The 15,371-nt window shown below is 59.6% G+C and carries 13 protein-coding genes and 1 tRNA gene; all 14 read right to left on the reverse strand.

Translation table 11 applies throughout. The features are described from left to right. Positions 1-245: 245 nt before the first annotated feature. The 14 genes from dnaB to acs all read right to left on the reverse strand — a co-directional run bounded on the left by dnaB (position 246) and on the right by acs (position 15,232). Positions 246-1,646, reverse strand: a complete 1,401-nt coding sequence (gene dnaB, locus ETQ85_RS17915) for a replicative DNA helicase (protein ID WP_148580456.1) — start codon at positions 1,644-1,646, stop codon at positions 246-248. Between the two features lie 109 nt (positions 1,647-1,755). Beyond that, positions 1,756-2,205, reverse strand: coding sequence for a 50S ribosomal protein L9 (rplI, locus tag ETQ85_RS17920; protein ID WP_148580457.1), 450 nt, complete (start codon positions 2,203-2,205; stop codon positions 1,756-1,758). Positions 2,206-2,220: 15 nt separating this feature from the next. Continuing rightward, positions 2,221-2,490 carry a 30S ribosomal protein S18 gene (gene rpsR / locus ETQ85_RS17925; protein ID WP_079437456.1) on the reverse strand — a complete coding sequence of 90 codons (270 nt, stop codon included), beginning with the start codon at positions 2,488-2,490 and terminating at the stop codon, positions 2,221-2,223. Next, positions 2,462-2,806 carry a primosomal replication protein N gene (gene priB, locus ETQ85_RS17930; RefSeq protein ID WP_148580458.1) on the reverse strand — a complete coding sequence of 115 codons (345 nt, stop codon included), beginning with the start codon at positions 2,804-2,806 and terminating at the stop codon, positions 2,462-2,464. Before priB ends, rpsR begins: the two co-directional genes overlap by 29 nt. A gap of 1 nt (position 2,807) precedes the next feature. After that, on the reverse strand, positions 2,808-3,197 hold the full coding sequence (rpsF, locus tag ETQ85_RS17935) for a 30S ribosomal protein S6 (protein WP_148580459.1): 390 nt from the start codon (positions 3,195-3,197) through the stop codon (positions 2,808-2,810). A gap of 141 nt (positions 3,198-3,338) precedes the next feature. Next, positions 3,339-3,429 (reverse strand) — tRNA-Ser (locus ETQ85_RS17940). A gap of 44 nt (positions 3,430-3,473) precedes the next feature. Continuing rightward, positions 3,474-5,522 carry a sodium:solute symporter family protein gene (locus ETQ85_RS17945; protein ID WP_148580460.1) on the reverse strand — a complete coding sequence of 683 codons (2,049 nt, stop codon included), beginning with the start codon at positions 5,520-5,522 and terminating at the stop codon, positions 3,474-3,476. Between the two features lie 12 nt (positions 5,523-5,534). Continuing rightward, positions 5,535-5,798 (reverse strand): DUF4212 domain-containing protein, encoded by a 264-nt coding sequence (locus ETQ85_RS17950; RefSeq protein WP_246128806.1) that lies wholly within the window; start codon positions 5,796-5,798, stop codon positions 5,535-5,537. 73 nt (positions 5,799-5,871) lie between these two features. Further along, a complete protein-coding gene (locus tag ETQ85_RS17955) occupies positions 5,872-7,311 on the reverse strand; it encodes a DUF294 nucleotidyltransferase-like domain-containing protein (protein WP_148580461.1) in 1,440 nt (479 codons plus the stop codon). A gap of 12 nt (positions 7,312-7,323) precedes the next feature. Continuing rightward, positions 7,324-9,489: a 3'-5' exonuclease gene (locus ETQ85_RS17960; RefSeq protein WP_148580462.1), complete on the reverse strand. Its 2,166-nt coding sequence runs from the start codon at positions 9,487-9,489 to the stop codon at positions 7,324-7,326. Positions 9,490-9,496: 7 nt separating this feature from the next. Beyond that, the gene (locus ETQ85_RS17965) at positions 9,497-9,871 is read right to left on the reverse strand and encodes a response regulator transcription factor (RefSeq protein ID WP_148580463.1); all 375 of its coding nucleotides are present in this window, start codon (positions 9,869-9,871) and stop codon (positions 9,497-9,499) included. Between the two features lie 79 nt (positions 9,872-9,950). Further along, positions 9,951-12,704, reverse strand: a complete 2,754-nt coding sequence (locus ETQ85_RS17970) for an ATP-binding protein (protein ID WP_148580464.1) — start codon at positions 12,702-12,704, stop codon at positions 9,951-9,953. 46 nt (positions 12,705-12,750) lie between these two features. After that, complete coding sequence (locus ETQ85_RS17975) at positions 12,751-12,942, reverse strand: hypothetical protein (protein WP_148580465.1); 192 nt, start codon at positions 12,940-12,942, stop codon at positions 12,751-12,753. A gap of 331 nt (positions 12,943-13,273) precedes the next feature. After that, positions 13,274-15,232 (reverse strand): acetate--CoA ligase, encoded by a 1,959-nt coding sequence (gene acs, locus ETQ85_RS17980; protein WP_148580466.1) that lies wholly within the window; start codon positions 15,230-15,232, stop codon positions 13,274-13,276. Between the last annotated feature and the right edge of the window lie 139 nt (positions 15,233-15,371).

Here is a 15,371-nt window from a genome sequence, read left to right on the forward strand (position 1 = left end):
AAGCAGCGAAGAGGTGCGCACTATACAGAGCTTTCAGACTCTGTCAAGCTTTCGTGAAATCTTTTTTAAACCCGATTTCCAAAAAACCTGAAACGCCAGCACTGCGACTCTCTGCAGCACTTCCCACTTCACCACCCCGTTCGCGTTTCGTTTCCGGCAACGCTGCAACGAAGAGGCCGCATTATATATAACAATCAAACTCCGTCAACATCATTGCGAAAATAAATTCAGAAAAACAAGTCGATTTAATAATCTGGCCCCGAGCCAGTATAAGTGCCCGAATAATTCTCAAACCGGGTGAACTCGCCAAGAAATGTCATTCGGATTGTCCCAGTAGAGCCGTTACGGTGCTTTGAGATAATCAACTCCGCCATCCCTTTGTCGGGCGAATCCGGGTTGTAGATTTCATCACGGTAAATAAACATGATGATATCCGCATCCTGCTCAATTGCCCCCGACTCACGCAGGTCAGATGCCACCGGGCGCTTGTTGGGGCGCTGCTCGAGACTTCGGTTCAACTGCGACAGCGCAATAATCGGAACATGCAACTCCTTGGCGAGCGACTTCACTGAGCGCGAAATTTCTGAAAGCTCGGCAGATCGATTGTCGCTCTCCTTAAGCGACGTCATCAGTTGCAGATAGTCGATCACGATCAACCCCAGCCGGCCACACTGGCGATGCAGACGCCGACAGCGGGCCCGCAGGTCGGTAGGATTAAGTCCGGGCGTCTCGTCAATGAAGATGGGCGCCTCATGAAGCTTGCCCAAGGCATAGGTGAGACGCTGCCACTCCTCGTCAGTGAGCTTGCCCGTCCGAATCTTGTGCTGATCAATCCGCCCCACCGACGAAAGAAAACGGGTCGCCAACTGAGCCCCCGGCATTTCCATCGAGAACACCGCTACCGGCAAACCAGCCTCGACCGCCACATGCTCGGCAATATTGAGCGCCAGCGATGTCTTGCCCATGCCAGGACGAGCAGCAAGAACGATCATATCGGAAGGCTGAAGACCAGACGTTTTCTCATCCAGGTCAGTCAGACCAGTGGGAACACCGGTAATGCCCGACGGCGAATCCCGGTCGTACAGCTCCTGAATCCGGTCAACCACCTGCCCCAAAATCGGCTGAATCGGCACAAAACCACTGACCGTGCGGGCGCCCGCTTCAGCGATTTCAAAGACCTTGGCCTCCGCCTCATCCAGAAGGGTCTTGGCATCCTTCCCCGAGGGCGTGAGAGCACTGGCGGCAATCTGATCCCCCACTGAAACCAGCTTTCGAAGTATTGCCCGCTCGCGAATGATTTCGCCATAACGACGAACGTTGGCGGCAGATGGGGTGCTATTGGCAATTTCACCAAGATAGGCCAGGCCACCCACGTGCTCAGCCTCGCCATTCTTTTCCAGCGCCTCATAGACCGTCACGACATCCGCAGGCTTGCCGTATTCAATCAGCTTCGCGATGTGCCGAAAAATCCGGCGATGATCATCTCGGTAGAAGTCAGCTTCATTGACGACATCCCCGACCCGCTCCCAGACAGTATTGTCGATCAGCAAACCGCCCAGCAGCGACTGCTCCGCCTCGATGGAGTGCGGAGGCAGGCGCAGGGCAGACATGACCGGATCATCGACAGGGTTTTGAGATTTACGCATGGGACCTCAGCAAGGCAAACAGCCCGAAACCAGTCGTCCGAGCCGAAAAACAAAAAGGGCTGCACAAGGCAGCCCTTTTTTGACGGGGAGCCGAGGCCCCTCCTTCTGATTAGCTTTCGCCAACCACTGCAACGTTGATGGTAGCAGTCACATCGGTGTGCAGGGAGACAACAAGTTGCGTCTCGCCGACAACCTTCAGCGGGCCTTCCGGCATCCGGACAGCAGACTTCTCGACGGCAAAACCGGCAGCCTTGAGGGCGTCAGCGATGTCAGCGTTGGTCACGGAACCAAACAGGCGACCATCCACACCAGCCTTGCGGCTGATCTTGACGGACTGACCTTCCAGCTTTGCGCCTTCAGCCTGGCAAGCAGCCAGCTGCTCGGCCGCAATGCGCTCAAGCTCGGCACGACGAGCTTCGAACTCGGCCAGGTTGGCGGTATTTGCACGCTTGGCCTTGCCCTGCGGGATCAGGTAGTTACGAGCGTAACCATCCTTGACCTTGACCACATCGCCCAGACCGCCCAGATTGACAACTTTATCCAAAAGAATGATTTGCATGCTTTTTCTCCGGGATTACTGATGCAGGTCGGTGTACGGCAGCAGCGCGAGGAAACGCGCACGCTTGATCGCGGTCGACAGCTGGCGCTGGTAGCCCGACTTGGTGCCGGTGATGCGCGCCGGCATGATCTTGGCGTTTTCGGTGATGAAATCCTTGAGGATATCCACATCCTTGTAGTCGATCTCTTCAATCTTCTCTGCGCTAAAGCGACAGAACTTGCGACGCTTGAAGAGACTGCGACCGCCACGGTCGTCCTTACGCTTCGTTGCTGGCTTGAATGCCATTATTCGTTCCTTCCAAAAATTCGATCGTATCGATGTGCAGCACAGGCGCCCTGCTTCGCAGACTTTTCGCCGCGAGGAAGCCAGTAAGCCGCGCAGTGGAGCCGAGACTGGCAAGAGCGAGAATTTTCGCTTTGTCACCTACGGCTACTACCTGCAACTCAACTCCCACTTCCCGCGCAACACCAGCCTCTATCTGCCTTGACCGGTGCTCAATGCGCCCCGCCAGCACCGGCACACCACCGGGGGAGAAACGCACCTGCCCGACTTCGGTCAGGACGCCATCAATCTCAAAACTGTTGCGAACCAGCCCCTGCAACTCAGGCGGCAGGTTGCTGCTCGGCCGGCTTGGCGGCCTCTTCACCTGCAGCGGAAGTCAGGGAGCGAGCCTTTTCTTCCTTCATCATCGGCGACGGCGTGGTCACAGCCTTCTTCATGCGGATGGACAGGTGACGCAGCACGGCATCGTTGAACTTGAAGCCATGCTCCAGTTCGGCGATTGTGGGCTGATCGCACTCGATGTTCATCAGAACATAGTGAGCCTTGTGGATCTTGTCGATCGGGTAGGCCAGCTGACGACGACCCCAGTCTTCCAGACGATGAATCTGGCCGTTCTGGGCGGTCACGAGGGCACGATAACGCTCGATCATCGCGGGCACTTGCTCGCTCTGGTCGGGATGGACGATGAATACAACTTCGTAATGCCGCATGAATTCTCCTTCTGAGTAAAAACCCTCCGTCATGCGAACGGTAGGGCAAGGTAATAATCAATCCCGGACAATCGCCCGACAAAACGAAGCAATGCGCGCACCAAGAAAACTTGGCACACGCAAACTATCCGGGGGAATTCTTGGCGGAGAGGGCGGGATTCGAACCCGCGTTAGGATATTATCCTAAACACGCTTTCCAGGCGTGCGACTTAAACCACTCATCCACCTCTCCAGATGGAGGCAGAACTATACATTAATAATTCTGGAAGTCAAAGCCTATTTTGCAGCTTCGTGCACATTACCGATTCGATCGGGAAGTCGAACGTAGTCCACCAGTGCCTGGACTTCAGCTGACGGAGGAGGCGTAAGCAGGCTCACGATGGTAATAACGATGAAGCCGACAGGTACGCCAAACACCCCGCTCGAAATGGGGTGAATATCGAACCAGGCATCTCCCATGTTGCCGCCAAAGAACGGGTGCGTGCGCATGATGTAATAAAGCGTGATGCCGAGGCCGGCGATCATGCCGGCAATAGCCCCCCATTTGTTCGCACGCCGCCAGAAAATGCCCAGTACGAGGGCGGGGAAGAAGGCCGAAGCGGCAATCGAAAATGCCAACCCCACCATCAGGAGAATGCTGTCCGGTCGAAGGGATGCCACCCAGGCCGCCACCACTGCCACCACCAGCAACTGGGACTTGGTGATCACCAGCCTCCGCTGGGTGGAAGCCTGGGGATTGATCATCTTGTAGTAGAGATCATGAGACAACGAGTGGGAGATGGTCAGCAACAGCCCATCTGCAGTGGACAGGGCAGCAGCCAGACCGCCAGCCGCGACAAGCCCTGAAACAACATACGGCAAGCCTGCGATCTCCGGGACCAGCAGCAGGATCACATCGCTGTTCAGGGTCAGTTCAGCCAACTGCAGGATGCCATCGCCATTGATGTCCTCGACCTTGACGAGCCCGACCCGCCCCCAAGATGTCACCCAGTGGGGCAAGGTGCCAATATTCGACCCTACGAGATTGCTGTACACCTCCCATTTGGCAAAAACGGCATAAGCCGGAGCAGTGACATAGAGGAGGAAAATGAAAAACAGCGACCAGAACACCGAACGCCGTGCCGAACTCACGCTCGGCGTCGTGTAGTAACGCACCAGGATATGCGGCAAAGCGGCGGTGCCGACCATCAGCACGAAAGTCAGGGCAATGAAATTGTTGCGCGCGCTGTTGCGGCCCGCCTGGTCAACCCCGGGATGAGGCTGCGCATGGGGCGCTGGATGAACCGTTCTGGCCAGGCTGTCCTGGCGGACACGCTCCCACTTGAGGCGGGCTTCGTCGGGAGTGCGGGGTAGATCCCGGAGGGTCCTCTCGGCAGCGGAGATATCCCGGGCCGGCGCCCCCTGGGTACGCAATTCGGTAACCCGCTGCACCTGCCCCATTCGCTCGGCCACCAGGGAGTCGGGAAGGTCGGAAATCTTTCGAGCGTACTCTTCAGCCCGATAGCGGTACTGGGCACGCACTTCGTTTTCCCGCGGCTCGGAGAAAAGCTCGAGTTCCTTGACACCAAGATCCTGGAGAACCTTGCCATACATCACCTGCGGCAGGGGAACCCCGGTCACCTTGTATGACAAGATCGTCACCGGCACCAGGTAGGCAATGATCAGAATCAGGTACTGGGCGACCTGGGTCCACGTGACAGCGCGCATCCCGCCAAGAAAGGAACAGACCAGAATTCCAGCCAGCCCGACAAAAACGCCAATCTCGAACTCGACACCGATGAAACGACTGGTGATCAGGCCCACACCGTAGATCTGCGCAACAACATAGACGAAGCTGGCCAACACCGCCGCAAACACACCAACCATCCGGGCAAAGTGCCCCTCGTAGCGGGCACCCAGAAAATCCGGGATGGTGAACTGACCGAATTTACGCAGGAACGGTGCCAGCAGCAAAGCAACCAGAACATAGCCGCCGGTCCAGCCCGTCACGAAGGCGAGCCCTTCGAAACCCGAGTAATACAAGGTACCGGCGAGCCCGATGAAGGATGCGGCGCTCATCCAGTCCGCCGCAGTGGCCATGCCATTGAACAGCGCCGGCACTCGACGCCCCGCCACGTAATACTCCGAGACGTCGGACGTCCGGCTCATGACGCCGATCGATGCGTAAATCGCGATGGTCGCAAACAGGAAAATCTGCCCGATCCAGCGCGCCGACAAACCAAACTGTTCGGCAACCGCAAGCAGACCGACGAGGCCGATGAAGCCGACGACGTAAAATGCGTAGTAGCGTCCGAGGCGGCGGAACAGGGCGGGTGTCGTACTCATGCAGGGCCGCTCTCAATCCTCGTTATACATTCCGTAGCGCCGTTCGATCCGGGTCATCCAGCGATCGTAGAGCCAGACAATCAGCAGAAAAACAATCAGTGCACCCTGTGCCGCCATGTAGAAACCCACTGGCCAGCCAAGGAAAACGATCGTATTCATCTCCTCCGCAAACCAGCCAGGCAAGAAGCTCACGCCCCCCCAAAGCAGCAACAGCACAGCCGTCAGCCGCATCGTGGCGCGCCAGTAGGCCTGTCGTCTTGCGTCGGTATCGCTCACTCTCGCCCCTCCTGCCAGCCCAACACCGAGCCGTCGTGATTGCAGCGGAGTATAGCGTCGCCCGACCAGAGCCCTACAATTGATAACGAATTTGGAGTTTTTGCTGAAGTTTCCGGGCCTGCCGGAAGGACTCCTTCAGGAAGGACCGCTCCAGCTCGCTGAGGTCATCCGGGGCAACCAGATTGGCCTGGCTGGCGGGGACCCTCTGTCGGCGCAGCCTCAACTGCTGGATAAAATGCAAGGCCTCCACCAAGGAGTCGGTTTCCCTCGGCGCCCAGCGCAGCGCAGCGCCGGCGCCCCGCAAGCGCCCGGCGGTGGATGTTTCCTCGATCCCCAGAGCCAGTGCGTAGATGCGGGCCGCGTCGACAAAAGGCCGAACGCCATCGCGCTTGAGGTCGAGAAAACCTGTTTGCCGATCCACTACAAAATCACGGATACGTCCGAGCGGCGGACCGCTGCGCAACGCATTGGCAGCCATGAAACGAAGGAACAGCGGATTGTCACCGGCTGCGGCAAGCAGCCACTCCTTGAGCGCGACGGCCAGACCCTGCTCGCCGGCAAGGGGCCGGAAGTCGAAAAAAATCGTTGCATTGAGCAGGTCATCCGGACTGGCAGAACGCATCCACTCGATGAACTGCCCTCGCCACTCGACGAGAGACAGGCACCACTTCGGATTACCGGCCATCACCCCACCCTTGCACAGCGGAAAACCACACAGATCGAGCAGTTCATTGACCCGTCGGGCAAAAGGCAGGAAGCAGCTGCGCAAACCGTCGGCGTCCTGTTCGGATTCCGGTGCAAAGATGAGACCGTTATCCTGGTCTGTATCGAGGGTCTGTTCGAGACGCCCCTCGGAACCGAAGGCCAGCCAGCACCAGCGCACGAGAGGCAGATCGAATTCCGCCTCGGCGATGTCGATGGCCGCCAGCACGATCAGATCATTGAGGGTCGCAATCCACTCGCTGACGTACTCGGCACTGGCGCCCTGATCCACCAGAACACCTGCGGCATGGCCCACCTTCCGGGCCGCATCGACCAGGGTGGGCACATCGAAAACGGCCTGGATCACCTCGACCAGATCCTCAGTGTGGAGACGCCTGGACGCATAAAGGTCTCCTCGGGACACAACGCCCGCAAAACGCCCCGTTCCATCGACAACAACAAGGTGACGCAGGTCGTAACGAGCCATGGCGAGTCGCGCCTGATGGGGACTCGCCGTCAGCGGCAGGGAGACCACTCCGCCGGTCATTACCCCCGCCACCGCTTCGTCGAGATCGCCGGCGACCAAGGCGACACGCTCGATGGCGTCGCGCTGGGTCAGGATGCCCAGGGGCCGCAGGCTGGCCGGATCGACCACCACAACCGCGCCAACACGCTCCGCACACATGCGCCCAAGCGCGTCGCGCACGCTCGTGTCGGGCGCCACATGCACCGGGGCGCGACGCAACAGCGCAGCAAGGCCGCCAGACGGCCTGGACTCGCCCTCCTCCAGCCCTGCCAAGACGGTGCTCATTACTCCCCTGACCTAGTACTTGACCCGTGCGTAGTAGGTTTTTTCAGACGCACGGCGGGCTTCGCCGAGAGTCCGGATACCCATCTCCGCCAATAACGGAATCATGCGCAGGAAGACTTCACCCGTAACAATCGCATCACCGATCGCCGTATGACGCCCCATGATATTCACCCCCATCCGCTCGCAGATCGCCTCCAGCCGGTGGGACTCCTGGGCCGGATGGATCACCGCCGAGAGCAGCAGGGTATCCAGTACCGGCTGGGCAAAGCGGATGCCGGAGCTTTCTTCCTTGAGTTGCAGAAAGCGCATGTCGAAGGCCGCGTTGTGGGCAACCAGCACCGTATCTTCGGCAAAAGCGTGGAAGGCGGGCAGAACCTTGCTCATGGGAGGCTGCCCCAGCAACATTTCCGGCGTAATGCCGTGAATTTTGGTGGAGGCCTCGGGCAACTCGCGGAGGGGATCGACCAGTTGATCGAAGGACTCCGACTTCAGAAGCTTCCCGTTCACGATCCGGGTTGCACCGATCTGGATGATCTCGTCCCCTTCGGACGGGTTGAGGCCGGTCGTTTCCGTATCGAAGACGGTAAAGGCCAGCTCGGCGAGCAGACGATCATCGAGCTCGCGGCTAACTTCGGTCTGCTTGAAAAGATCGAAATCGTAGTATTCCGGACGACTGTCCTGCTTCAGATAGGTCGAAGCCTGGACCTGATCCTGTGGTGCAGCCGATGGCAACAGTAGACGGAAGAAAGCCCGATGCTGAGTTTTCTCGCGCTGCAGCCAGATTTCACCGTCGTGACGCGCGATAACGTCACGCACCGTCAGCGGCGAACTCTCACCGGCGAAAGTCATCGGCTCAAGCTCCCAGGCCATCACGGTTTCCGTGCTCATTGCCTGCCCCGACCAGATAAGATCCAGATGCACCAGGCGCCCAGCAGAAGTCAGCCGGAAACGCACCTCGCGCACCTCGAACTCGTCCGACAGGCGGCTGGCCAGATAACTGATCGCCTGCAGCAGGGAGAAGCTGTCCACCTTCACCCACACAGCAGGATCCACGTCCTCCAGCTTGGTGGGAAGACCCAGCTTTTTCTCGACACGCCGCTGGGCCGCGGCAATCAGATCTGCGCCGAGCATTTCATCAAGGGGCCAGCGCGTCTTAAGGGAATCGGCAAAGGCATTGGCGGTGTCGTCGAGACGAACGCTCATGCCCTGCACTTCATCACGAACCACCTTCAGGAAGCGATCCTTCAACTCTGCATCGAGATCCGGATACTCCAGCATCTCGGCAGCCGCCCGCAGGTTGGCCAGCGACGAGCGGCTCCCTTCGGTAAGGGTATGCAGCATCTGGTCGCGCTTGGTTTCAGCCTCGAAATTGCGCGTGATGTTGTCGAGCATCAGCACAAAGCCGGACACCACCGACTCCGCCTCGCCCTCGACGGCAGACAGCACCGGCGCCATCTGCACCCGCAGCAGCTGACCCGCGCGGGTCGTGGTCACGAAGTTGGCAACCGGCTGAGAGCTCTCGCGGCGAATCCGTTCCTGGATGCTTTCCAGCGCATGGACAATCAGGCTGCGCTCGAAAACCATGTAGATCGAGCGCCCGAGGCCGATGATTTCCCCCCCGCCCGCCGCCGTCGGCGCATCGGACAGCGCCTTGAACTGCAGCCGCGCCCGGTTGTTGTAAAGCAGGATGCGCCCATCCAGGTTGCACACGACGACGCTCTGGTTGAGCTCCGACATCAGCGCCGCCAGACGGTTACGCTCCTCCTCGACGGACAGGCGGGCTTCGCGGACACGCAACTCCACGTCCTCCTGAAGACTGCGCCGCTGATCGGCAAGCAGATTGACCGACTCGGCAATCCGCTGCAGCTCGGGCGACCCTGTCGGCTTGAGACGCCGGGACGGATCGGTTCCGACGATCAGGCCCAACTCATCGGCCAGCAGCGCAGGCGCCGCCAGATTGGCCTGGACGAAGGACTTCATCATCACCGCCGCCATGCCGGCCCCCACCAGCCCGATCATGATCAGCAAACCGAGCCGCGGATTGAGAATGGGCTCCAGCACCTCCCGCTCATAGGGGCTTAGATCGCGCCACACGGTAATGCCGGCCGCCGCCAGCACCCCCACAACAAGAACGCAGGCAGAAACAATCGCCAGCGCCTGCCTTGACTTGAGGCTCATTGGGAGCTCACGCCGGAATTTCCAGCAGGGATTTCACCTTGGAAACCAGCTCCCTTGTCGAAAATGGCTTGGTCATGTAGGCATCCGCTCCCATCGCCAGGCCCTTGGTCACTTCGGTTTCGCGACCCTTGGCCGTCAGCATCAGGATCCGCGTGCCCTGCAGAGCCGGCTCGGCGCGGATTTCCTGGCACACCTCGTAACCGTTCTTGCGCGGCATCATCACGTCGAGGAGCACCAGATCGGGCAACTCGCTGCGCACCAGGTCAAGCGCTTCCTGACCATCATTGGCGATGCACACAGTGAAGCCCTCGCGCTTCATCAAAAATTCCAGAGAAATGACGATGTTTTGCTCGTCATCAGCGATCAATATTTTTTTGGTCATTCGGTCCCCTCCCTCTCATCGTCATCCGGAGCGGGGCTGCAGACATGCGAGCCTCATCCCCGGCGCGAGAATTCATAGTTTATCCTGCCTCATCTTTCGTTTCTGTTGATTTGCCGCAAGGCATCAGAAACGAGAAGGTCGCCCCCTCCCCGGCGACACTGTCCACCCACAACCTGCCGCCGTAATGCTCAACGATCTGGCGGCTGATCGGCAGGCCAAGCCCGGTGCCCTGGGGCTTGTCGGTCATCGTGTTCCCCCCCTGCCGGAATTTCTCGAAAACAATCTGCTGCTCGGTCGGCGTCAGACCCGGGCCGTTGTCACGCACATCGACGCGCAGCCCCCCATCAGCCTCAGACAGCGTGACCAATACCCGCCCCTTGCCCCGGACAACAAACTTCACCGCGTTGGAGAGCAGGTTGAGCATCACTTGAACCAACCTGTCCCGGTCGGCCAGCAGGCTCGGCGCCTTACCCGGCAGGCTCATTTCCAGAGCCACGCCTTTATCCTTGAACAGCTGGCTGGTGGACGCTGCCGCCTGCTCGATGACCTCAACCAGACTCACCTCCTCGTTATCCCATTCCGCATGGCCCGACTCGATCTTGGCCATGTCCAGCACCTGGTTGACCAGGCGGGTCAAACGTTCGGTCTCACTGACGATAATGCCCAGAAAGCGCCTCCGGTCGGCCAGATCAATCCTCGGGTCTTCCAGCAGCATTTCCGAAAAGGCGCGGATCGAGGTCAGCGGCGTACGCAACTCGTGGGTCACCGAGGACATGAAATCATCCTTCAGGCGATCGAGCTCCTTGAGGCGCTCGTTGGCACTGCGCAACTCGCGGGTGGCCGCTTCGAGCTCCTGCGATTTCTGCTCAAGACGTTTCGAATAGGCCCGCACCTGCGACGCCTCATCCAGAATGTTCAACACTTCGTCGAGCCCCAGCGGCTCCTCCTGCACCACGGACGCCACCATCACGCGCGCCGAGGCGCTGCCGATGGCGCCTGCCAGCGTTGTCTCGGCGAAATGCACCAGCCCAGCATCCGCCTGCAGCGCCTCGACACCTGCCACGCCGCGCGTCCGGGCGTACTCTGCAAAGGCGCTACGCGCACGCTCCCGGCCAATGAAACGACCGATCAGCGGCAGCAGGTCGGCCACCCGGGCACTCCCGCGCCAGAACGCACCGCCTGTCGGCAGACTTTGCTTGAAGACATCGACAAACAGGGTCGCCTGGCCAGCCTCAACGGCATTCGGTCGGCGCATCAGCGACACCCACACATAGGCACCAAGATTGACCAGCAAGCTCCAGAACAGACTGTGAGCAATCTGATCCATCCCCTTGAGGCCGAACAACTCATGGGGACGTAGCAATTCCAGCCCGAACAGACCGTTCTGCAGGAAGTCGGCCGGCAACCAGCCAGACTTGGCGAAGGACGGCAGCAGCAAGGTGTAAAGCCACACGGCGAATCCCCCGGAGAGGCCCGCCAGCGCCCCACTCCGGGTGGCGCCACGCCAGTACATGCCACCGATCATCGCCGGTGCAAACTGGGCCACTGCGGCAAAACTGATCAAACCAATACTGACCAGCGCATGCGCCTCACCGGCCAGCCGGAAATACAGGTACCCCAACAGCAAAATGAAAATGATCGCACTGCGCCGAATGCCCAGCAGCAGACCGGAGAGATCCTCCTCCCCCTGCAGGGCCAGCCAGCGGTAGCGCAACAACAAGGGCATCACCAAGTCATTGCAGACCATCGTGGACAGGGCGATGGTCTCGACGATCACCATCCCGGTGGCTGCCGACAAGCCGCCGATAAACACCAGTAAAGCCAGCCAGCCGTGTCCGTAGGCCATCGGCAGGGTCAGCACGAAGGTATCCGCATCCACATCCTGCCCGGCGAAATGCATCAAGCCCCCCAACGCGATCGGCAGGACGAAGATGTTGATCAGCAAGAGGTACAAGGGAAACAGCCAGATCGCCCGGCGCAGATGGTTCTCATTGACGTTCTCGACCACTGCCACCTGAAACTGGCGCGGCAGGAACATCACCGCCAGCATCGACAGCAGGGTCAGCGCAAACCAGTTGCCATAGCCGTTGCCACCGGCCCCCATCGTCATCAAGGCTTGCAGGTTCGGATCCTGGGCGGCCCGGGAAAACAGATCACCGAAACCATCGAAAATACCGAAGGTGACGTAGATGCCGACCCCCATGAAAATCAGCAGCTTGACCAGTGACTCGAAGGCGACCGCCGCCACCATGCCCTCATGGCGCTCCGTGGCGTCGAGATGCCGGGTACCGAAGAGAATCGTGAAGGCCGCCATGATCAGCGCGATGTAGAGCGTCGTGTCGGCCAGCCACGGCACCGTGCCAGCCTTGGCAGGCATGACGATCGCCGGGTAGCTGGTGAGGATCGTAAAGCTGTTCGAGACAGCCTTGAGCTGCAGCGCGATGTAGGGAATCACGCCCAGCACGGCGATCACAGTAACCAGGCCGCCCAGCAGATGGCTCTTGCCATAGCGGGAGGCGACAAAGTCGGCGATGGAAGTAATCCGGTTGGTCTTGCCGATGCGAACCATTTTCAGCATCACGAACCACCACAGGGCGACGACCAGTGTCGGCCCGAGGAAAATCGGCGCAAAACCAAGCCCCGACGAGGCCGCTCGCCCGACGCTCCCGTAATAAGTCCAGGTAGTGCAATACACCGCCAGCGACAGGGCGTAGATGGTTGGGTTGGCAATGATCGAGCGACCAGCGTCGGCCCGCTTGTCACCGACATACGCCACCGCGAAGAGCAGCGCGAGATACAGAAAGGAAACCACGACGATGGTGGAGCCAGTCACAGTCCACCTCCGCGACGCACGGAAAACAACCACATGGCGACCGGCCTCATCGCTCGATGATCCATGCCATCAGCGCGATGGCGGCGGCCCACACGCCGAAAACATACAGGTAAAGGACCGGAATGCCGAACCACGCCCGCGGCACGTCGAAAACCGACAGGATCGGATAATTCACGAGAACCCAGCCAAGCAGGAACAGCGCAACCAGACGCTGACCCGTCAACGTAGCCTTGATCATCTCCCCTCCTCGACACAGCTTTTTTTGTTTGTTCGGAACTTATAAACCGAAAAACGGGGCTTGGCGAGTGCCACGAGGGCAATTTGCGCAGCTTCCGCCAAGCCCTTGATACACAACACCACGGCAAGACCATCGTCGTATCCTCGACACAAACGACAGACGAAAAAAAGGCGCGAAAAACGCGCCTTTTTCTCCCCCTCTACCCCCGGCCTGACAGCACCGGGTTCCTCCCCTGTTTTTTCTTTCGGCGGTCCGCGCTGTTGTTATTTCGGCGACAGCCGCTTGCGAACCGCCCCCGGCCAACGGGCCGGGGCAGTAACAACGAACCCGATTACTTGAGCTGTTCCAGGATGCCCGGGTTTTCCAGCGTCGAGGTGTCCTGGGTGATTTCCTCGCCCTTGGCCAGCTGACGGAGCAGACGGCGCATGATCTTGCCGGAACGGGTCTTCGGCAGGTTTTCACCGAAACGAATGTCCTTCGGCTTGGCGATCGGGCCGATTTCCTGACCAACCCAGTTCTGCAGTTCCTTGATCATCGCAGTAGCTGCATCGCCGGTCGGACGGGCGCCCTTCAGCACCACGAAGGCCACGATGGCTTCACCGGTCAGATCATCCGGACGGCCAACCACAGCCGCTTCGGCAACCTTCTCGTGGGCAACCAGCGCGGATTCGATTTCCATCGTTCCCATGCGGTGACCGGAAACGTTCAGCACGTCGTCGATACGGCCGGTGATGGTGAAGTAGCCGGTGTCCTTGTCGCGGATCGCGCCGTCGCCAGCCAGGTACAGCTTGCCCTGGAAGTCGGCCGGGTAGTAGGACTTCACGAAACGGTCCGGGTCACCCCAGATGTTGCGGATCATCGACGGCCACGGACGCTTCACGACCAGGATACCGCCCTGACCCCAAGGCACTTCGGTGCCGGTTTCGTCGACCACCGCAGCCATGATGCCCGGGAAGGCCAGAGTGCAGGAGCCGGGAATCAGCGGGGTGGCACCGGGCAGCGGGGTGATCATGTGGCCGCCGGTTTCGGTCTGCCAGAAGGTATCGACGATCGGGCAGCGGCTGCCGCCGACGTTCTCGTAGTACCACTCCCAAGCTGCCGGGTTGATCGGCTCGCCCACGGAACCGAGGATGCGCAGCGAGGACAGATCGTATTTCTTCGGATGTACAGCCGGGGTGTTGTCCGCAGCCTTGATCAGCGAACGAATCGCGGTCGGCGCGGTGTAGAACACGGTGACCTTGTGATCCTGGATCATCTTCCAGAAACGACCGGCGTCCGGGTAGGTCGGCACGCCTTCGAACACGATTTCGGTCGCGCCGCAGGCCAGCGGGCCGTAGGTAATGTAGGTGTGACCGGTAACCCAACCGATGTCAGCCGTGCACCAGAAGACGTCGTCCGGCTTGATGTCGAACGTGTACTTCATGGTCAGGATGGCATGCAGCAGGTAGCCGCCGGTGGAGTGCTGAACCCCCTTCGGCTTGCCGGTGGAGCCCGACGTGTAGAGCAGGAACAGGGGATGTTCGGCTTCGACCCATTCCGGTTCGCAAACATCGGACTGGGTGGCGATCAGATCGTCAGCCCAAACGTCGCGGCCGGCAACCATGGCGGTTTCGCCACCGGTGCGCTTCACGACGATCACGTTCTTGATGGTGGGGCAGCCGCTGGCCAGCGCTTCGTCGGCGATGGACTTGAGGGGCAGAGCCTTGCCGCCGCGGTTCTGACCGTCGGAGGTAATCAGGGCCACTGCGCCAGCATCGTTGATGCGGTCAGACAGGGACTGGGCCGAAAAACCGCCGAAGACGATGGAGTGGGTTGCGCCGATACGGGCACATGCCTGCATGGCCACTACACCTTCGATGGACATCGGCAAATAGATGACGACGCGGTCACCCTTTTTGACGCCGACGCTGCGCAGGCCGTTGGCGAACTTGCTGACACGGCTGAGCAGGTCACTGTAGGTAACCTTGGCGACATCGCCCTTGTCGCCTTCAAAGATCAGCGCAACCTTGTCGCCCAGACCCTTTTGGACCTGACGATCAAGGCAGTTGTAAGAAACGTTCAGCTTGCCGTCGGCAAACCATTTGAAGAAAGGCGCATTGCTTTCATCAAGAACCTCGGTAAACGGGGTCTGCCAGTCGATCAGTTCCTTGGCCCGCTTGCCCCAGAAACCTTCGTAATCCTGTTCAGCCTCCGCACACAAGGCCTTGTACGCTTCCATGCCCGACACGGCAGCGTTTTTTACCACCTCTTCAGACGGATAGTAGAAATTCTGGGTGGTTTCGCTCGTCATTTTTTTCACCTCTCCTCGTGTTTTGAGTGTGCAACGTTGATAGCTTTGAAACCTTGCTGGCGGGGGTCACGACCGTTTGGCAGTGCGTTCACCCTGTTGTGTTTTTCTTGGTGAACCGATCTTGGATCCGCCGCGTATT

This window comes from Zoogloea oleivorans (assembly GCF_008107625.1).
GTDB lineage: Bacteria > Pseudomonadota > Gammaproteobacteria > Burkholderiales > Rhodocyclaceae > Zoogloea > Zoogloea oleivorans.